16 protein-coding genes and 1 tRNA gene are annotated in these 18,993 nt (G+C 51.3%); 7 read left to right on the top strand and 10 right to left on the bottom strand.

The window, feature by feature from the left end; translation table 11 throughout:
- Positions 1–2: 2 nt before the first annotated feature.
- From BSPA111_RS21780 to speB, 3 genes are all read right to left on the bottom strand, one after another.
- On the bottom strand, positions 3–1,511 hold the full coding sequence (locus tag BSPA111_RS21780) for a cytosine permease (RefSeq protein WP_183273233.1): 1,509 nt from the start codon (positions 1,509–1,511) through the stop codon (positions 3–5).
- Positions 1,512–1,654: 143 nt separating this feature from the next.
- Positions 1,655–3,166 carry an aldehyde dehydrogenase gene (locus BSPA111_RS21775; RefSeq protein ID WP_183273232.1) on the bottom strand — a complete coding sequence of 504 codons (1,512 nt, stop codon included), beginning with the start codon at positions 3,164–3,166 and terminating at the stop codon, positions 1,655–1,657.
- 91 nt (positions 3,167–3,257) lie between these two features.
- Entirely contained in the window at positions 3,258–4,235 is a 978-nt protein-coding gene (gene speB, locus BSPA111_RS21770) for an agmatinase (RefSeq protein ID WP_183273231.1), read from the bottom strand.
- Positions 4,236–4,387: 152 nt separating this feature from the next.
- On the opposite strand from speB, the gene BSPA111_RS21765 reads away from it, so the two are divergent.
- Complete coding sequence (locus BSPA111_RS21765; RefSeq protein ID WP_183273230.1) at positions 4,388–5,302, top strand: LysR family transcriptional regulator; 915 nt, start codon at positions 4,388–4,390, stop codon at positions 5,300–5,302.
- A 26-nt stretch (positions 5,303–5,328) separates the two neighbouring features.
- Here BSPA111_RS21765 and BSPA111_RS21760 read toward each other — a convergent pair whose 3' ends face one another.
- Together BSPA111_RS21760 and BSPA111_RS21755 are read right to left on the bottom strand one after the other, a co-directional pair.
- On the bottom strand, positions 5,329–6,690 hold the full coding sequence (locus BSPA111_RS21760; protein ID WP_183273229.1) for an MFS transporter: 1,362 nt from the start codon (positions 6,688–6,690) through the stop codon (positions 5,329–5,331).
- Positions 6,691–6,903: 213 nt separating this feature from the next.
- On the bottom strand, positions 6,904–7,818 hold the full coding sequence (locus tag BSPA111_RS21755) for a GntR family transcriptional regulator (protein WP_183273228.1): 915 nt from the start codon (positions 7,816–7,818) through the stop codon (positions 6,904–6,906).
- Between the two features lie 160 nt (positions 7,819–7,978).
- On the opposite strand from BSPA111_RS21755, the gene BSPA111_RS21750 reads away from it, so the two are divergent.
- Together BSPA111_RS21750 and BSPA111_RS21745 are read left to right on the top strand one after the other, a co-directional pair.
- On the top strand, positions 7,979–9,001 hold the full coding sequence (locus BSPA111_RS21750) for a zinc-binding alcohol dehydrogenase family protein (RefSeq protein WP_183273227.1): 1,023 nt from the start codon (positions 7,979–7,981) through the stop codon (positions 8,999–9,001).
- Between the two features lie 13 nt (positions 9,002–9,014).
- Positions 9,015–10,460, top strand: coding sequence for a tagaturonate reductase (locus tag BSPA111_RS21745; RefSeq protein WP_183273226.1), 1,446 nt, complete (start codon positions 9,015–9,017; stop codon positions 10,458–10,460).
- A 258-nt stretch (positions 10,461–10,718) separates the two neighbouring features.
- Here BSPA111_RS21745 and BSPA111_RS21740 read toward each other — a convergent pair.
- A tRNA-Ile gene (locus BSPA111_RS21740) sits at positions 10,719–10,794 on the bottom strand.
- Between the two features lie 147 nt (positions 10,795–10,941).
- Between BSPA111_RS21740 and mug the strand changes: the two genes are divergently transcribed.
- The gene (gene mug / locus BSPA111_RS21735) at positions 10,942–11,430 is read left to right on the top strand and encodes a G/U mismatch-specific DNA glycosylase (protein ID WP_183273225.1); all 489 of its coding nucleotides are present in this window, start codon (positions 10,942–10,944) and stop codon (positions 11,428–11,430) included.
- A gap of 48 nt (positions 11,431–11,478) precedes the next feature.
- On the opposite strand, the gene rpoD is transcribed toward mug, so the two are convergent.
- The 3 genes from rpoD to rpsU all read right to left on the bottom strand — a co-directional run bounded on the left by rpoD (position 11,479) and on the right by rpsU (position 15,598).
- Positions 11,479–13,317, bottom strand: coding sequence for an RNA polymerase sigma factor RpoD (gene rpoD, locus BSPA111_RS21730; protein ID WP_183273224.1), 1,839 nt, complete (start codon positions 13,315–13,317; stop codon positions 11,479–11,481).
- Positions 13,318–13,471: 154 nt separating this feature from the next.
- Positions 13,472–15,217: a DNA primase gene (gene dnaG / locus BSPA111_RS21725; RefSeq protein WP_183273223.1), complete on the bottom strand. Its 1,746-nt coding sequence runs from the start codon at positions 15,215–15,217 to the stop codon at positions 13,472–13,474.
- Positions 15,218–15,382: 165 nt separating this feature from the next.
- Complete coding sequence (gene rpsU / locus BSPA111_RS21720; protein ID WP_001144069.1) at positions 15,383–15,598, bottom strand: 30S ribosomal protein S21; 216 nt, start codon at positions 15,596–15,598, stop codon at positions 15,383–15,385.
- A gap of 247 nt (positions 15,599–15,845) precedes the next feature.
- On the opposite strand from rpsU, the gene tsaD reads away from it, so the two are divergent.
- Positions 15,846–16,859, top strand: coding sequence for a tRNA (adenosine(37)-N6)-threonylcarbamoyltransferase complex transferase subunit TsaD (gene tsaD / locus BSPA111_RS21715; RefSeq protein WP_183273222.1), 1,014 nt, complete (start codon positions 15,846–15,848; stop codon positions 16,857–16,859).
- A 34-nt stretch (positions 16,860–16,893) separates the two neighbouring features.
- Here tsaD and plsY read toward each other — a convergent pair whose 3' ends face one another.
- Entirely contained in the window at positions 16,894–17,511 is a 618-nt protein-coding gene (plsY, locus tag BSPA111_RS21710) for a glycerol-3-phosphate 1-O-acyltransferase PlsY (RefSeq protein WP_183273221.1), read from the bottom strand.
- Between the two features lie 107 nt (positions 17,512–17,618).
- On the opposite strand from plsY, the gene folB reads away from it, so the two are divergent.
- Both folB and bacA read left to right on the top strand, forming a co-directional pair.
- Positions 17,619–17,987: a bifunctional dihydroneopterin aldolase/7,8-dihydroneopterin epimerase gene (gene folB, locus BSPA111_RS21705; protein ID WP_183273220.1), complete on the top strand. Its 369-nt coding sequence runs from the start codon at positions 17,619–17,621 to the stop codon at positions 17,985–17,987.
- A 106-nt stretch (positions 17,988–18,093) separates the two neighbouring features.
- Positions 18,094–18,918, top strand: coding sequence for an undecaprenyl-diphosphate phosphatase (gene bacA, locus BSPA111_RS21700; protein WP_183273219.1), 825 nt, complete (start codon positions 18,094–18,096; stop codon positions 18,916–18,918).
- Positions 18,919–18,993: the final 75 nt, after the last annotated feature.

The following is an 18,993-nucleotide window of genomic DNA, read 5'->3' as shown; positions in this document are numbered from 1 at the left end:
CCTCAGGCGCGCCTTTTATTCCCGGTGGTGTATTCCGGCATATTGATTTCGATATGCGCGATAACCGCTTCTTCGTGATGAAGATTCAGCGAACGACAAGACAGGTAGTAGACGATGCTTGAAACGATAAGCCCCACCAGCCAGGCTAAATCCACGCTGCCCATTGCCTGCGCAATCGGGCCGACAAACACCTCGCGACTCCCATCAAAGATGCAGAAGAACGGGACCATCGCCATGAAACCCACCAGGTAGGAGAGCAAGCCACGCGTCCCCCAGCGGCCGTAAATGTTGTCGTGTGGCAAGAAGAAATGTGGGATGGCATAACGGCCTCTACGCACAAAGAAATAGTCCGTGAGGTTGACCGCAGTCCAGGGCACCAGGAAGTACAGCATCACGACGAGGTAGATGTTGAGCACTGACAGGCCAGAGCCAGAGTTGTAGATGCTCATCGCCACACCCAGTTGCAAGCACACCACGAAGATGATGGCCACAACACGGGCTTTGGCAGTCGGTTCTATCTTCTTGAAGGAGTCGATACTGGTAATCGCGGTGAGTTTGGCGCTGTAAATATTCATCGCGATAACAGGCAGGAAAGCCAGGATAGTAATCGCCACCACAACCGTACCCAGATGAGGGGCAAAACCTGCGCCGACCGCGTTAAGTGCCACCAGCACATCTGTTGTGTGCAGATGGGACGCCAACCAGCCTCCTACCGAGATCATCCATGCACCCGACAACGATGCGCCCAAAAATACCGCTGTGATCAGCTTGCTGCTCGACGTGTTTTTCGGCAGGTAGCGTGAATAATCAGAAACATACGGTGCATAGGCGATGTTGTAACTGGCAGCCGCTGCGAACTGGGCAATAAATCCCGTCCAGTTGAAGCCTAAAGGTGTTTCCGGAACAACCCCTTTGATCACCGGAGCATCCTGAACCCAGCCCATCAGCACCGCCAGAGTGACCAGGCCGTATAAAGGCAGCGACAGGTACAGTGACCATTTGAAGGTTTTGTGCATCCAGTCGTGGCCGAGTATGGCAAGAATCGTGGCCGGTAAAGTCACGGCCAGCGCAACTTGCATCGGATCCCAACTGAACAGCGTTTTGAGCCCCTGCATCATCAACACCAGGTTGACGATATTGAAGCCTGCGAACACAAACAGGGTCGCGATCAATACCAGCACCACGCCACGATAGCCAAACTGGGCGCGTGATTGGATCATCTGCGGAAGCCCCAAATGCGGCCCTTGTGAACCATGGAAGGCCATAAACAGCGTGCCAAACATGATGCCCAGGGTACCGGCGACAGTGGTCCATATTGAATCAAGCCCGACACTCGGCCCGACAAAGCCGATGGTCATGGTAAAAAAAGTAAAGTTGCCGACGAACCAGAAAGGCCCCTGACTGGAGAGTTTGTCAGTACGTTCATGTTCTGGCACAAAGTCTATTGAGCGTCCTTCGATGGTGCTTTGCTCGTTGCTGCTCCCTTTAACTGCTGTTGATTCTGTTTGCATGATGTACCCCGTGAGCTATAAGGGTGAAGCAATAAGAATTCGTTAAGCCAGGCGCTGACCGGCTCGCTAGTTCAGTGTGTTGCGTGCAATCTGGTCACTTCCGAACCGCTGCAAGCTAATTCGGAAGTGACAGGCGAGTGGGATTACGAAGGCAGGGTGATCCACACCGTTTTCGTTTCCATCAGGTAGTCGAGCTGCTCAGGACCCAGATCTTTACCAAAACCAGAATCCTTGAAACCACCAAACGGCAGTGCCGGGTCGATTGTGCTGTGCGCGTTGACATACACTGAGCCGGCTCGTAGCTGAGGAATCAGCGTGTGTACGCGGGCGAGGTCGTTAGAATAAATAGCGGCAGCCAGGCCAAACGGCGAATCATTGGCGAGCTCAATAGCTTCCTCGACGGTATCGAATGGGGCAGTCACCAATACCGGGCCAAAGATCTCTTCTTGTACGATACGCATATCGTTGCGACAGTGAGCAAAGATGGTTGGCTCGACGAAGAACCCTTCGCCCTTATGAGGCTTTCCACCATAGTAAAGTTTCGCACCTTCGCGCACTCCAGCATCAATGTAGGACAGAACAGAGTCCTTCTGCCTGGCTGATACCAGTGGGCTGATGAAACACTCCCGATCCAGCCCTGGAGCAACCTTCAGCGTTGAGGTGTAGTCGGCAAGTGCGGTCAGGAAGCGATCATAAATACTGCGGTGAATATAGGCGCGGGTACCGGCATCGCACACCTGGCCGGAGTTAAAGAACACACCGTTGGCGACAGCCTGAGCCGCAGCAGGAATATCCGCATCTTCCAGTACCAGAACAGGGGACTTGCCTCCCAGTTCCAGGGTCACACGCTTGATGTTCTCAACGGCGGTATGCCCGACTTTACGGCCAACAGGAGTGGAGCCGGTAAAGGTGACTTTGTCGATCCCCGGATGGTTGGCCATAGCTGCGCCAATCACATTGCCGTGTCCTGTGATGATATTGACCACGCCGTCAGGAATACCGGCTTCCTGGACTAATTCAGCAAAACGCAGCGTCGACAACGATGTCAGTTCAGCGGGTTTAATCACGGCAGTACAACCTACCGCCAGTGCAGCCGCCAGTTTCCACGCCATGGTTTGCAGTGGGAAATTCCACGGAACAATCGCGGCAACGACGCCAATCGGTTCTTTGCGGGTATACGCCAGATAATTGCCCGGCAGGGATGGCTCGACGGTGCGACCATGCAGCTTAGAAGCCCAGCCTGCGAAATAGCGGAAGGTGTCGATGGTGCCCTGAATGTCGACATCACGTGCCTGTGACACCGATTTCCCCATATCAATCGATTCGATCTCAGCCAGTTCATCAGCGTTGGCTTCTATCAGGTCAGCCAGGCGGTGCATCAGGCGCTCGCGCTCCAGCGGCTTCAGGCGACGCCATTCACCGTGGTCGAACTGGTGGCGGGCAGCAGCCACGGCGCGGTCAAGGTCTGCGGTGCTCGCCAATGGAATAGAGGTCAGTATGCCTTGCGTGGACGGCTCAATAACGGCACTCACTTCCCCTGCGCTTCCATCAATCCACTGGCCACCGATAAACATTTTCTGCGGCTTAGCCAGGAAGCGTTGCGTTGCCTCGGAAATACCGTATTGGTCAAGATAGTGTTTTACGGTTGCATCCATTTGATCATCCTCTCTTTTTTTATTACCCGGATTTTGGCTTCCGGGTTATGGATGTAGGGTCATGTGGGTGGCAGCGCCACCCGGATTATGTTCAGCGAGACAGGGCTTGCTTACGCTCGTGGAAAATGAAACCAATGCTGTTCATCAGCAATTGGGCCGCCAGAATTGAGGTCACACCGGTGGGATCGTAGGCAGGGGCCACTTCGACCAAATCCATGCCGATAATGTTTCCACCACTGCGTTTGGCCAGTGCCTGAATGATTTCCAGTACCTCGTAGTACTGGAAGCCACCGTGGCTCGGCGTGCCGGTACCTGGCGCGATAGACGGGTCGAAACCGTCGATATCGATGGTGAGATAGTAGTTACAACCTTCGGGGATCTGCGCCAGCACAGCCTCGGTACCTAGTCGGCGCACGTCACGCACAGACAAGATGTTTGAACCTGCTGCGCGGGCGGCGTCATAGTCGCTGCGGTTGGATGAGGAGACATTCCTGATACCAAGCTGCGTCATACCGACGATATGGTCCATTTCTGACGCGCGGCGTAGTGGGCTGCCGTGTCCGTAGCGCACACCGTGGCGTTCGTCGACAAAATCGAGGTGGGCGTCGAAGTGCACGATGTGAATCGGCCCTCGTCCGGCATACGCCTTGATGACCGGAGCGTGTATCGAATGGTCGCCTCCCAGCACCACCGGCATGGCGCCGGAGTCAAGAATTTTGCGTACTGCCAGTTCGATGTTGGCGTTACTACTGACCATATCGGTATGCACAATGTCAGCATCACCCACATCGACCATGCGTACCTGATCTTGAGTCAGGTAGAGCACATCATCTTCATGGTCATAAGCACCGGCATGACCAAATGAAAACAGAGTCGATGCCTCGCGAATACCGCGTGGTCCAAAGCGGGCGCCAGCACGCCATTGGGTTCCCATATCGTTAGGGGCACCCAGAATTGCCACGTCGGCATCAATCTCTTCCCAGTTGAGGCACACCGGCGATTTTGCAAAAGTACAATGCCCGACAAACGGCAAGTTTAATCGTCCAGACTCATAGTTATTGTTCCCCATTTTCACTCCCCATCTGTGGATTTTCTGGTAAAGGGCAGGCACTGGTTTATTTGCCTTAACAATGACTATGGTCAACAATTCGCAGTATAAAAATAGAAAATATCAGATGTTCATATCGCCATTTCCGAAGCAAAGCGTAAGAGGAAAAAGAAGTGAATCAACTGCACAATATTGACCTGAAGCTGCTGAGAATTTTCATGACAATTGTGAAATGCAAAGGCTTTTCGGCCGCTCAGGCAGCCCTGAATGTCAGTCAATCCACGATCAGTGAACAGATGACCAGCCTTGAGACACGGCTCGGTGTCAAATTATGCGAACGCGGACGAAGTGGCTTTCGGTTGACTGAACATGGCGCGGCTACCTACGAGGCAGCACAACGTTTGTTATTGGCAGTAGATACATTTTGTATGGATACCTCGTCACTCAAGCGGCACATCTCTGGCAGACTCTATCTGGGTATCATCGACAACACCGTTACCGATAGCGGCAGCATACTGTCACGCACTTTGCGACAGTTCGTCTCGCATGGACACGATGTACAACTGGATATCTACATTGGTACGCCTGCTGAGCTGGAGGAGCGCGTGCTGGATGGACGGTTGCACGTCGCCATAGGACATTTTCCGTTCGAGGTGGCAGGGTTAGACTACAAGCCGGTATACGACGAAGAAGATGGTTTGTACTGCAGTTGCTACCATCCGTTATTCGAAAACCGGGCTGAGGGCGATGACCTGATTGCAGCGGTGCGGGATAGTCAAATCGTGGCGCGTGGCTTCCTGCAACAACGCGATCTGCAAATGCTCAAATCAGGAAGTGCGGCGGCGACCGTAGACAATGTCGAAGCACAGGCCATTCTGATCCTGACCGGGGCGTACATCGGTTTCCTTCCCATACATTACGCCCGCCAATGGGTTGAGTCCGGTCAGATGCGCCAGATTGTGCCGAAGCAATTTGGTTCTAAATGGCCGTTCTCTTCAGTCACCAAACGTGCAGCAACACAACCCGCTATTCTTCGTGTGTTTATGGAGGCGTTGATGAGTCATTGCAGTCCCGGCTTAGCCCGATAAGCATTGTGTTATCGGGCTGCCAGTGATCAATGAGTACGTGGGTCACTGATGGGTTGACGGACCAGGAAGATATAAGCGAGCGCACCCAGAGCCGTGACGCAACCGCAGATGATCAGCGCAAGACGGAACGAGTGGGTCGTATCAACAATAAAGCCGGTGACAATCGGTGCGAAAGACGCACAAATAAAACTGGCAAAGTTCTGGATACTGCCGACTGACGCGGTCATGCGTGACGCAACAGCCACATGGATCAGTCCCCAGCAGGAAGTTCCGGCGAAATGAATACAGAACAGCGCCATACCAATCAGTAAGACGGCCTCCATAGACGTTGTGGCCTGAGGAACCACGAAGGTAAATGCCGCAGAACAGAACATCCCGGCGATGATGCAGATCTTACGGCTTTTAATCGGTGCCATCCCACCTTTCACCAGCCAGTCAGTGACAAAGCCGTTCACCAGCATACCCACAGCACCAAACAGGAACGGAATCGCGGCCATTAGCCCAGTGCTTTTGAGATCCAGATTGTAAGACGTTTGCAGATAGCCAGGCAGCCAGGCCAAATACAGCCACGCGGTGTAGTTAATGCCGCTAAAGCCAAGCATCATGCCCCACATGGTGCGGTTACGAAATAAACTGCGCCACTCTGCAAAACTCAGCGGATCGCGGCGTGCGTTAACGCTTCCGGCATTCAGATACGCTTGTTCCACGCCAGTCAGTTCAATCTGTTCACGGTTGCGATAGAGCATGTACCAACCGATGGCGAGGAAAACACCTAATACGCCGATAGTAATAAACATCCCACGCCAACCCATCACCAGCATCATTGCGGCCAAAATTGGCGGGCTTATCGCTACCCCAATAGTGGAGGCGGCGTTAAAAAGCCCCATCGGGCGACCCCGTTCTTTGATGTTGAACCAGTCGTTGATGACCTTCACGCCGCACGGGTTCATTGGCGCTTCGCCAATCCCCATGCCGATGCGGACCAGGACAAACTGAGTGAAGGTATGCACCATGCCGGAGAGCGCCTGGAACAGTGACCAGAAGAACATTCCCAGGCCGAGCATAATGCGCGGACCTTTGCGATCTAACAGCGGGCCGCAGGGAAGTTGTGCAATACCATAAGCGAGTGAAAAGACGGAAAGCAGGACACCGATTTGAGTTGCACTGAGTCCTAATTCTTCACGAATGGTTAAATTCGCTACCGACAGTGAACTTCGATCGAGGTAATTAATTACAGCAGCAAAAAATAGCAAAATCATTGCCGTAGTCTGTATTCTTTTTATTCTACTGCTACGTTGAATCATCCCATCTGGCGGGGCGGAAATATCCGCAGGTGAGGGCGCGTCAAATGAAGAACGCGGGTCTAGGCTAATGTTTTCTCTTTCCACACCGGACTCCTGAACCTTATGATTTTATTTTCTGCTCAACAAAATGCTGAGCAGAATTTATTTAAACGACAAGTGATAAATGTTATTCACCACCACTCACGAGTTTTTCTAATGCAGTCGACTTGACGTGAGCATAGGTAAGGCACAATTTTCTGGTGTTTAAATTTGATAAAATCGTGTTGCCGTTAATGATTATCTGTTTTTAATCGGCATTTAATGGGCACTTTCAAGACTCTGGTTTATTGAACGAATCATCGATTGTTTGGCTGAATTCAAATGGTTACGTAGCGCCAGCGTCGCATCCAGATCGCTGCGGCAAATCAGGGCGCTGAGAATGGTCATGTGTTCGTCGACAGCAATGATGTTTCGCTGCTTGAGATCCCGCTCATCCCACTGGTAGTGGAAGTGAAAGATGACGGATATTATCTCAAGGGATTGATTGAAAAAGATATTATCAGCAGCTGAAAGCAGCAGGGCGTGAAACTCGTGGTCAAGCTGGGAGAACATGCGAAAACTGCTGCCGATGCTATCGCGTAGCATCCGATGGCGTTCCAGCAAGGTTTTAGCCCTTAACCAACGAGGGTCGCTATCCGGTAGATTCAGAAAATGTTGCAGAGCGTGCGTTTCCAACATTTCACGCAGTTCAAACAGTTGCTCTGCCCAGGATTGATCAAACTGTTTCATGCTCCACTGGCCGCGTTTCTCGTTTTGAATGAGGTTGTAACGCCCGAATTTTAAAAGATATTCCCGCACAACGACCGGGCTGACGCCTGCGGCACGCGCCAGTTGAAGTTCGGAAAATGTCTCACCAGCGCGCAACTGCCGCTGGTTAATCATGGTGAAAAAAGCTTGCTCGAAAATATGATTTTGCTCAGCCAGTGAGGCGGTGATGCAGGAGAAGCCGTCGTCATGGCTGGGTTTACGGGCGATCACGTAGTCGCTGCCGACTGGCGTCAGTACGCCGCACTCACTTAAATGACCCATGATATGGCGCACCGTGGTGCGGCTGATGTTGTACATCTCCGCCAGAGCACTCTGCGAAGGGAGTGGGGAAGGGATATGGTCGCGAGCCATATCATCGATCATTTGGTTAATCACATTGTGGCGTAAATTTTGCGAGCGGCTCATTGGACTCTCCATTTTTGGCGAATTAAAACCCGATTTTGGTGTATTAAAACCACATTTAGAACATTTTTATGCGTCTGTATTCACAGATTACGATTCCTGTTTCTCCGATGTTTTTATTTTCATTGATATCTGATGCAACAGAAAACAGGAGAATAGAATTATGTCCACGATGAATACACTGATTTGTCAGGAACCGAAAAAATTAGTCTGGAATGAACGTAAAATTCCTATTCCAGGGGAAGGTGAAGCATTAATAAAAATTAAATCCGTTGGGATTTGCGGGACAGATATTCATGCCTGGGGAGGTAATCAACCTTTTTTCAGTTACCCCCGCGTTCTGGGTCATGAAATATGCGGTGAAATTGTTGAGCTGGGAAAAAATACCCAGCAGCTGAAAAATGGTCAGCAGGTTGCGGTTATTCCCTACGTGGCGTGTCAACAATGTCCAGCGTGTAAAAGCGGGCGTACCAACTGCTGCGAGAAAATTTCGGTGATTGGTGTACATCAGGATGGCGGATTCAGCGAGTATTTGTCTGTTCCGGTGACGAACCTACTGGTTGCTGACGGTATTGATCCATTGGCGGCAGCGATGATTGAGCCATATGCCATTAGCGCACATGCGGTACGCCGGGCGGCGATTGAACCCGGTGAACAGGTACTGGTTGTCGGCGCCGGCCCCATTGGCTTGGGTGCGGCAGCCATCGCCAAAGCTGATGGCGCGCAGGTCGTCGTCGCCGATACCAGTCCCTCTCGTCGGGAGCATGTGATATCTCGTCTGGCACTACCGGTTATCGACCCGTCAGCCGAGGATTTTGACCTCCAACTGCGCGCGCAATTCGGCGGCTCATTGGCACAAAAAGTCATTGATGCCACGGGGAATCAACACGCGATGAACAACACCATCAATCTGATTCGCCATGGCGGCAGTATCGTTTTCGTTGGGTTGTTTAAGGGCGATTTGCAGTTTTCTGACCCCGATTTTCACAAGAAAGAGACCACGATGATGGGCAGCCGTAATGCCACACCGGAGGATTTCGCCAAAGTGGGACGTCTGATGGCTGAGGGCAAACTGACCGCAGACATGATGTTGACGCATCGTTACCCCTTCGCCACCCTGGCGGAAATCTATGAAAGTGATGTGATTAACAACCGTGATCTGATCAAAGGCGTGATTACTTTCTGATAAGGATATGACCATGAACACATTGAATCGGAATGATTTTCCTGGTGCGAGCTATCCAACGAAAGTGATCCAGTTTGGTGAAGGTAACTTTCTGCGGGCGTTCGTGGACTGGCAGATAGATATCCTTAATGAGAACACCGATTTGCAGGCGGGAGTCACCCTTGTTCGCCCCATTAATACTGATTTTCCGCCGTCGTTAAATACCCAGGATGGCCTGTACACCACGGTGGTTCGTGGCCTGAACGAACAGGGCGAGGCCGTCAGTGACGCACGGCTGATCCGCTCGGTGAATAACGAGATTAACCCATATCAGGATTTTGCCGGATATCTGGCGCTGGCGCATAACCCCGATATTCGCTTTGTTTTTTCTAACACCACTGAGGCCGGGATTAGCTATCACGCAGGTGACAGTATCAATGATGCCCCACCGGTGAGCTTTCCGGCCAAACTGACGCGCCTGCTGTTGGAACGTTTTAACCACTTCAACGGCGCACCAGACAAAGGCTGGGTGATCATTCCCTGCGAACTGATTGACTATAACGGCGATGCGCTCAAGACCTTAATTCAGCGTTATGCACAGGAGTGGCAACTGTCTCCGGCGTTTCTCGACTGGCTGGAGACGGCAAACACATTCTGCTCTACGCTGGTGGACAGAATCGTGACCGGCTATCCACGCGAGGAGGCGCCAGCGCTGGAAGATCAGTTGGGGTATCACGATGAGTTTCTCGTCGCCGCCGAGCATTTTTATCTGTTTGTGATTCAGGGGCCGGCCTGGCTGGCAGATGAGTTAAAACTGGCGGAGTGTTCGCTGAATATCCGCATTGTTGCTGATATCAAACCGTATAAAGAGCGTAAAGTCGCCATCCTCAACGGGGCGCATACCGCACTGGTGCCAGTGGCGTTGCTGTGTGGGCTAGATACCGTCGGCGAGGCGATGCAGGACGATGATGTTCGCCACTTTGTGGAAAAGGCGATTAACCAGGAGATTATTCCGGTGTTGGATCTCCCCGCCGGCGAGCTGCGTGAATTTGCCGATGCGGTGACAGGACGTTTCCAGAACCCATACATCCGCCATCAGCTACTTTCTATCGCACTCAACGGTATGACGAAATTCCGCACGCGTATTTTGCCTCAGTTACTGGCGGGTCAACAGAATGGCGCGTATCCCGTGCGACTGACGTTTGCGCTTGCTGCACTGATTGCTTTTTACCGTGGTGAGCGCGCGGGGGGGACATATCCACTCCAGGACGATGAACAGTGGCTCACGCTCTATCAGCAGATGTGGCCGCGCGTGGGGGCGGATCTGACATTGCGCGAACTGGTGGATGCTGTGCTCAGCGATAACACGCATTGGGGTGAAGATTTAACGTTGTTACCGGGGCTTGCAGCCCAGGTGACTGTATGTCTGGAAAATATTCTGGTGCAAGGGATGCGCCAGGCGGTAAAAGCACTGGATTAAGGTTACCTTGCCTTTGCAGCGCCCGGAGTTGTGTTGGGCGCTGTTTTTTACCCTTCAGCAACAGCACTTTGATTTCGACCATGCCGATCCAAGGCTTATTTCATTCTGCTGGGTCGCTTTCGGGCCGGGTGGAGTGAGCGCCAATGCTGGCTGCTGGCAATCTCTCTGACTACGGCACCTGCAATTGAGCTACAGCATCCAGATTGAAACAAAACAAAAAGGACCTGGATAATTTCTTATCCAGGTCCTTGATATGTTTGGTGGCCCCTGCTGGACTTGAACCAGCGACCAAGCGATTATGAGTCGCCTGCTCTAACCACTGAGCTAAGGGGCCGTGGCGCAGGATTATACGGTAATCAGGGGATGCAGGTCTACAGCCATAAAACCATATGATGCTTTTATGCACAGTTCTAGTTTGTTGTAATTGCAGGTAGATTTTGCGATAACCATGGTTAATCACTTTATTAGACTTACAACGCTTATGGAACTCTTAGTACCCAACCTGCAGGTGGTGTTTTGTGGTATCAATCCCGGCTTGTCCTCTGCCCATAAAGGTTATCCTTTTGCTAACGCCAGTAATCGTTTCTGGAAGGTGATCCATCAGGCTGGTTTTACCGAGCATCAGTTGGCACCAGAGCAGTGGCAGCAATTACAGGACTATGGCTGCGGTATTACGGCTCTGGTTGCACGTCCGACCGTAGCGGCCAGTGAGTTGATGCGTTATGAGCTGCGGGACGGCGGGGAAGTGTTAAAAGAGAAAGTCTTGCGCTATCAGCCGCGAGCGTTAGCGATTCTAGGGAAACAAGCGTTCAGCAGTGCGTTTGGGCTGAGAAATCCACCGTGGGGACGGCAGGAGTTGAAGTTGGGGGAAACCGAAGTGTGGGTTTTGCCCAACCCCAGCGGCTTGAATCGTGCCACTCTGGAACAACTTGTTGCGAGTTACCGCGAACTGTTTTTGGCATTGAAATAGATGCAAAAAACCCCGGCGAGCCGGGGTTCTTGTTGATGCTAATAAAACTTAGTCATCCAGGAAGCTACGCAGAACTTCAGAACGGCTTGGGTGGCGCAGTTTGCGCAGTGCCTTCGCTTCGATCTGACGGATACGTTCGCGGGTGACGTCGAACTGTTTACCCACTTCTTCCAACGTGTGGTCGGTATTCATGTCGATACCAAAACGCATACGCAGTACTTTCGCTTCACGAGCAGTCAGGCCAGCCAACACGTCATGCGTGGCGTTACGCAGGCTCTCGGAAGTGGCAGAATCCAGTGGCAGCTCGAGGGTGGTATCCTCGATGAAATCACCCAGATGCGAATCTTCATCGTCGCCGATTGGCGTTTCCATGGAGATTGGCTCTTTAGCGATCTTCAGCACTTTACGGATTTTGTCTTCCGGCATCAGCATACGTTCAGCCAATTCTTCAGGAGTTGGCTCACGGCCCATCTCTTGCAACATCTGACGCGAAATACGGTTGAGTTTGTTAATTGTCTCAATCATATGCACCGGAATACGGATGGTGCGCGCCTGGTCAGCGATCGAGCGGGTGATAGCCTGACGGATCCACCAGGTTGCATAAGTTGAGAACTTATAACCACGGCGGTATTCAAACTTATCAACGGCTTTCATCAGACCGATGTTACCTTCCTGAATCAAATCCAGGAATTGCAGACCGCGGTTGGTATATTTCTTAGCGATAGAAATAACCAGACGTAAGTTTGCTTCAACCATCTCTTTTTTCGCACGGCGGGCTTTCGCTTCACCGATGGACATACGACGGTTGATGTCTTTAACCTGCTCGATGGTCAGGCCGGTTTCTTCTTCAATTTGTTGCAGTTTCTGCAAGCTACGATGCACGTCGTCTGCGACGTCATGCAGTTTTTCAGACCATGGCTTGTTCATTGCAATGGCGGCATTGAACCAGGTTTCGCTGGTTTCGTTGCCGGTGAACAGTGTGATGAAGTTTTTCTTCGGCATTTTGCACTGTTCAACACACATTCTCATGATTAGACGTTCTTGCGTACGAACGCGGTCCATCATGACGCGCATGCTGTTTACCAGGTAATCGAATTGCTTCGGTACCAGGCGGAACTGTTTGAAGACTTCAGACAGTTGCAGAATTTCAGCAGCGGAATCTGCGTGTGCACGGCCTTTCGCTTTGATCGTATCGCGAGTTCTTTCGTACTGCGTGCGCAGTTCACCAAATTTCTCACGAGCGAGTTCAGGGTCGATGCTGTTGTCATCGTCCGCGTCGTCTTCATCTTCTTCCTCGTCGTCATCATCACTGTTTTCTTCGCTAGTCAGCTCAGAGCCAATGTGAGTGGCGGTTGGGGCAAGATCTTCTTCTGCGTTCGGGTCAACAAAACCTGTGATCAAATCAGACAAGCGTGCTTCTTCTGCTTCAACACGGTCGTACTGTTCAAGCAGATAAGTGATCGCTTCCGGATATTCGGCAACGGAACACTGAACCTGGTTGATACCGTCTTCGATACGCTTAGCGATATCGATTTCACCCTCACGGGTTAACAGCTCAACGGTACCCATTTCACGCATGTACATGCGAACCGGGTCAGTTGTACGCCCGATTTCAGATTCTACGCTGGACAGTACTTGAGCGGCAGCTTCTTCCGCATCTTCGTCTGTGTTGTTTGAGTTTTCAGCAAGCAACAGGTCATCGGCGTCAGGTGCTTCTTCCATCACCTGAATGCCCATATCATTGATCATTTGGATGATGTCTTCGATCTGATCGGAGTCGACGATATCTTCCGGCAGATGGTCATTGACCTCAGCATAGGTCAGATAGCCTTGCTCCTTACCACGTTGGACAAGAAGTTTAAGCTGTGACTGCGGGTTTTGCTCCATAAGACGGTATCCACACTTCAGTATTAGGGTTGGTGTCGGTCGGCGAAACCGCCAACAATAACGTAACGAGGGCTGACTTATTTTATTGCCGCTGCCCATCCTTGCGGCGTTCGGGTTTGACCCGACTAATGTTCGGCACTTAAGCCGCGAATATTTACTTTTTCGCGCGTGATTCTGTTATCACACGGACTTCCTCACGTTCCGCAGGCGTTAGCCCGGTTGTTCTGGAACGTGCCATCAATTCTTCAAACCTCAACTCCAGTACGGAATCAAACATATGTTCCAGTGCATCGTTGAACGTTTTTTCTGCAATGTCCTTATCTGCTATATCGTCCCATGAAGAGAGTTTTTCAAGGGTGGCCGCTTCATTTGTGCCGCGATATAGCTCTAAAAGCTGCCCGGTGGTTAAACCCGGTTGCGCCAGACAGGTATTCACCAGGTCGATAAAGAGTTTCAACCCTGGCAACTTTGCCTGCTCCAGACCATTTAGCGGCGGAACACTCGGTGCCAATTCTGGATTTTGAACCAGTAGTCCTATCAGTATACGCATGGTTGTGCGTTTTAGCTGTGGAGCCGGGCGCGGCGTACTGTTTTCCGCAAGCTTAGGCATCAGCTTTTCAAGCTGGCTATCGTCCAGAATACCCAGTTTGTTGCCCAATTCCTGGCGTAAGTAAATACGCAAAGTTTCACCAGGCACCTGACTAATCAGGGGTAATGCAAGGGTGCTCAGGCGCGCACGTCCATCAGGAGAACTTAAATCGACCTGCGGCATCAGGCTATTAAAAAGAAACGTAGACAGCGGCAGGGCTTGTTCCATGCGCGCTTCAAATGCTTCTTTACCTTCTTTACGCACCAGCGTGTCGGGGTCTTCACCGTCAGGCAGGAACATAAAGCGTAACTGGCGCCCGTCTGTCATATAAGGTAGTGCAGTTTCCAGCGCGCGCCATGCGGCGTCTCGTCCTGCGCGATCCCCGTCATAACAACAGACAACGGTATCAGTAACCCGAAACAGCAGTTGGATGTGGTCAGCGGTGGTTGAGGTACCCAGTGAGGCAACGGCGTAAGAAATACCGTACTGTGCCAACGCCACTACATCCATGTAGCCTTCCACAACCAGCAAACGCGAGGGTTCAGGCTGGCTCTGTTGGGCTTCATACAGGCCATAGAGCTGGCGGCCTTTATGGAAAATATCGGTTTCCGGGGAGTTCAGGTACTTTGGCAGGGCATCGCCCAGCACACGGCCACCAAAACCAATTACCCGGCCACGCTTGTCGCGGATGGGGAACATCACCCTTTCGCGGAAGCGGTCGTAACTGCGCCCCTGATCGTTAGTTACCAGCATGCCTGCGTCCGTCAGTGCCTGACGGTTTTCACTATTGCCACCAAAACGCTTTAACACGTTGTCCCAGCCGGGAGGGGCATAGCCGATGGCGAAATGCTGAATAACTTCAGTACTTAAACCGCGCTGTGCCAGATACTGGCGAGCAGGTTCTGCTGATTGTTGAGCCAGGGATTGCTGATAAAAGGCGTTCAGGCCGTCCATCAATTGATACAGACTTTGCCGTTGATGACGTTCAATCTGGCTTGGTCCGCTACCTGCTTCGTAAGGCACTTCAAGATTGTGCATTGCCGACAGTTCTTCAACGCTTTCGACAAATTCAAGCTTGTCATAGTTCATTAAAAAATCGATGGCGTTGCCATGTGCCCCACAGCCGAAGCAATGGTAAAACTGTTTTTCACCGTTTACGGTGAAAGAGGGGGTTTTTTCGTTATGGAACGGACAGCACGCATGATAGTTCTTGCCCTGCTTTTTAAGCTTAACACGCGCATCGATCAGATCGATGATGTCGGTGCGAGCGAGCAAGTCGTTGATGAAAACACGTGGAATTCGTCCAGCCATAGGCCCCGTTTGGTACTCGCTTTCTTTCAATCTTGCGATATAACAGCGCGATGAAAGAGCAGAAGTATGTCAGTTCATGAACGAAAATAAGCCGCGCATTCCTTTCGGAAGCACGGCCTTTACAACTACTACTGGTCTGTTTTGGAGGGTTGAACCTCCAGAAAATTAGTACAGACGAGTGCGGCGTGCGTTTTCGCGAGCCAGTTTCTTCGCGTGACGTTTCACAGCAGAAGCTTTAGCGCGTTTACGTTCGGTAGTCGGTTTTTCATAGAACTCACGACGACGAACTTCCGCCAGAACACCTGCTTTCTCACAAGAACGCTTGAAGCGACGCAGTGCTACGTCGAATGGCTCGTTTTCACGTACTTTAATTACCGGCATTAACTCTCACCTTTGATAAATTCGGTTTGCCGCTGACTTAGGCGTCAGCTATTTCAAAATGGTGCGGAATTTTACTGCAACTACTGCTGCTTTGTAAAGCACCGGACAACCAGAAACCTGGCTTTTAAGGCCGGAATCTTCCAGGGGTGCGGATTATACACCACCTGCGCGCAATAGGTGAGCAAAGTTTTACAATAAGCGCTCAGGGGCTTAAACTTCGCCGCAAGACTTTGAGGTAGAGAAAGCCATGCGCGTACTGGGTATAGAGACTTCCTGTGATGAAACTGGCATCGCCATTTATGACGATGAAAAAGGGTTATTAGCTAATCAATTGTATAGTCAGGTGAAATTACACGCTGATTACGGCGGTGTGGTGCCGGAGCTTGCCTCCCGCGACCATGTACGCAAAACCGTACCATTGATTCAGGCTGCTCTTAAAGAAGCAGGATTAACCGCCAAAGATATTGATGGCGTCGCCTATACGGCAGGCCCTGGACTGGTTGGTGCCCTGTTAGTGGGGGCAACTATTGGCCGCTCGTTGGCGTTCGCCTGGGATGTCCCTGCTGTGCCCGTCCATCATATGGAAGGGCATCTATTGGCGCCGATGCTGGAAGAAAATCCCCCAGAGTTCCCCTTTGTGGCGCTGCTGGTTTCTGGCGGTCATACACAACTGATTAGCGTGACGGGAATCGGGCAATACGAGCTATTGGGTGAGTCTATTGATGATGCTGCAGGTGAAGCCTTTGATAAGACAGCCAAACTATTGGGGCTGGATTATCCTGGTGGCCCGATGCTGTCAAAAATGGCATCTGAAGGCACTGAAGGGCGCTTTACTTTCCCGCGTCCAATGACAGATCGCCCCGGCCTTGATTTCAGTTTCTCTGGCCTGAAAACCTTCGCGGCTAACACCATTCGTGGCAATGATGCAGATCCTCAAACCCGTGCTGATATCGCCCGAGCGTTTGAAGACGCCGTTGTTGATACGCTGGCAATTAAGTGCAAGCGCGCGTTGGATCAAACCGGTTTTAAACGTCTGGTGATGGCGGGCGGTGTGAGTGCAAACCGCACGTTGCGAGCGCGAATGGCTGAGATGATGGCTAAGCGTCGTGGAGAAGTATTTTACGCACGTCCTGAATTCTGTACCGATAACGGTGCGATGATTGCTTACGCAGGTATGATTCGTTTAAAAGCGGGAACAGCAGGGGAGTTGAGCGTGACTGTGCGTCCGCGTTGGCCGTTGGCTGAGTTACCTGCGGCGTAATTGCTCAGTGAACAGGCTAAGAAGGAGTGAGAAATCACTCCTTTTTTTTGTCTTTATTTCTGCGCAGCTTCTTCCAGATTTTGGTTTCCTGGCCGCGCCACAGACGTTGGATGTTGTCATGATGGCGCATCAAAATCAGACAGGAAAGCATCGCAACCGGGAAAGTGAATTCCGGTCTGAACCACCAGACGTAAAACGGGGCAATCAGTGCGCTAATAATCGCACCCAGTGACGAGTAGCCGCTCAGTAAAACGCTCAGAAGCCAGGTTCCAGCCATAACGCCGGTTAAGTCCCAGCCGATAGGGGCAATAGCACCAAAGGCCGTCGCAACGCCTTTGCCACCATGGAAGTTAAAGAAGACAGGCCAGATATGACCAATGCAGGCGGCGATGGCGATAAGCCCTAACCAGAATGGCGTCACGCCGAGTGCGTAAGCCGCCCAGACGGGTAGCATTCCTTTGAGAACATCAAAAATCAGTACCGCTACGGCCGCACCTTTGCCGCCAAGTCGTAAGACATTGGTCGCACCTGGATTACCGGAACCATTCTCTCGCGGGTCAGGAAGACCGGCGATTCGGCAGACCAGGATGGCGCTAGAAATTGAGCCGCAAAGATACGCAAGCAGGATCATGCCAGGCGCGATTGCACTCATAACGCTGTTCCATTTTGAAAGTGTCGTTGTATTCTCTGCATCTGTGGATAATACGCATATTTCGCCAGAAGTGGTATCTGGCGTGACTAAAAACCGGGCGGGGCGTGATGGATATTGTATTTATAGAGCAACTTACTGTAATCACAACAATTGGTGTTTATGACTGGGAGCAAACGATTTCCCAGAAGCTGGTATTCGATATCGAAATGGCATGGGATAACCGCCAGGCCGCCAGTAGCGACGATGTTAATGACTGTTTAAGTTATGCTGATGTCAGCGAAGCGGTGATAAACCATGTCTCTGGCGGGCGTTTTGCACTGGTAGAACGTGTCGCAGAAGAGGTGGCACAGCTATTATTAGCCCGTTTTAACTCACCCTGGGTGCGTTTAAAAGTGAGCAAGCCTGGTGCTGTTGCACACGCCACGAATGTAGGCGTTATCATTGAGCGTGGCAGTAATCTGAAAGCTAATAATTAATTTCATATTTGTTAAACCAAATATGTGTAACCTGGTCATAACTGTCATCTTTTCGCGGCAGTCGCCGCTTTTTTTGTGTTCGTTTTAGGGGTTAGAGGATTTATTGATGAGCGATCTACACTCGCTGGCGATAGCCGCGATTCTGGGTGTTGTTGAGGGGTTAACGGAGTTTTTACCTGTCTCGTCCACCGGACATATGATTATTGTCGGCCATCTTCTTGGATTTGAAGGTGATACGGCGAAAACATTTGAAGTGGTTATTCAGCTCGGTTCGATCTTAGCTGTTGTGGTGATGTTCTGGCGCCGCCTGTTTGGGCTTATCGGAATTCATTTTGGCCGCAAGCCTCTGCCTCATGAAGGGGAAGGCAAAGGGCGTTTGACGCTTATCCATATTCTGCTGGGTATGGTGCCTGCCGTTGTTCTGGGGCTGATTTTCCACGACACCATCAAGTCACTCTTTAATCCGATAAACGTGATGTATGCGCTGGTGGTTGGCGGTGTGTTACTGATTGCCGCAGAGCTGTTGAAGCCGAAAGAACCCCGTGCGGTGGGTGTCGACGACATTACTTATCGTCAGGCATTTATGATTGGTTGTTTCCAGTGCCTGGCGCTGTGGCCGGGCTTTTCTCGCTCTGGAGCCACAATTTCCGGTGGGATGCTCATGGGGGTTAGCCGTTACGCCGCCTCTGAGTTCTCGTTCTTGCTGGCTGTGCCAATGATGATGGGTGCAACCGTGCTGGATGTGTATAAGAGCATCGGCTTCCTGACCATGGCAGATTTGCCCATGTTTGCTGTTGGTTTTATTACCGCGTTTATTGTTGCACTGGTCGCGATTAAAACTTTCTTACATATCATCAAACGCATTTCCTTTATTCCGTTCGCAATTTATCGTTTTGCGGTCGCGGCGGTGGTGTATTTCGTTTTCTTCTAGCATTAGCCACTAATAATAAAAGCCACTCGAAATGAGTGGCTTTTTTATTTCTGCTATTGGGTTAATTAGAATGCC

The sequence above is a fragment of the Buttiauxella sp. A111 genome (assembly GCF_014189855.1).
Classification (GTDB): domain Bacteria; phylum Pseudomonadota; class Gammaproteobacteria; order Enterobacterales; family Enterobacteriaceae; genus Buttiauxella; species Buttiauxella selenatireducens.
This window is presented reverse-complemented; position numbering and strand designations above follow the sequence as displayed.

Coding starts and splice junctions, on each gene's coding strand:
- plsY (WP_183273221.1), bottom strand. CDS start 17,511: ATGAGTGCAATCGCGCCTGGCATGATCCTGCTTGCGTATCTTTGCGGC.
- speB (WP_183273231.1), bottom strand. CDS start 4,235: ATGGGGAACAATAACTATGAGTCTGGACGATTAAACTTGCCGTTTGTC.
- folB (WP_183273220.1), top strand. CDS start 17,619: ATGGATATTGTATTTATAGAGCAACTTACTGTAATCACAACAATTGGT.
- BSPA111_RS21775 (WP_183273232.1), bottom strand. CDS start 3,166: ATGGATGCAACCGTAAAACACTATCTTGACCAATACGGTATTTCCGAG.
- rpsU (WP_001144069.1), bottom strand. CDS start 15,598: ATGCCGGTAATTAAAGTACGTGAAAACGAGCCATTCGACGTAGCACTG.
- BSPA111_RS21750 (WP_183273227.1), top strand. CDS start 7,979: ATGTCCACGATGAATACACTGATTTGTCAGGAACCGAAAAAATTAGTC.
- BSPA111_RS21755 (WP_183273228.1), bottom strand. CDS start 7,818: ATGAGCCGCTCGCAAAATTTACGCCACAATGTGATTAACCAAATGATC.
- mug (WP_183273225.1), top strand. CDS start 10,942: ATGGAACTCTTAGTACCCAACCTGCAGGTGGTGTTTTGTGGTATCAAT.
- dnaG (WP_183273223.1), bottom strand. CDS start 15,217: ATGGCTGGACGAATTCCACGTGTTTTCATCAACGACTTGCTCGCTCGC.
- tsaD (WP_183273222.1), top strand. CDS start 15,846: ATGCGCGTACTGGGTATAGAGACTTCCTGTGATGAAACTGGCATCGCC.
- BSPA111_RS21780 (WP_183273233.1), bottom strand. CDS start 1,511: ATGCAAACAGAATCAACAGCAGTTAAAGGGAGCAGCAACGAGCAAAGC.
- bacA (WP_183273219.1), top strand. CDS start 18,094: ATGAGCGATCTACACTCGCTGGCGATAGCCGCGATTCTGGGTGTTGTT.
- BSPA111_RS21745 (WP_183273226.1), top strand. CDS start 9,015: ATGAACACATTGAATCGGAATGATTTTCCTGGTGCGAGCTATCCAACG.
- rpoD (WP_183273224.1), bottom strand. CDS start 13,317: ATGGAGCAAAACCCGCAGTCACAGCTTAAACTTCTTGTCCAACGTGGT.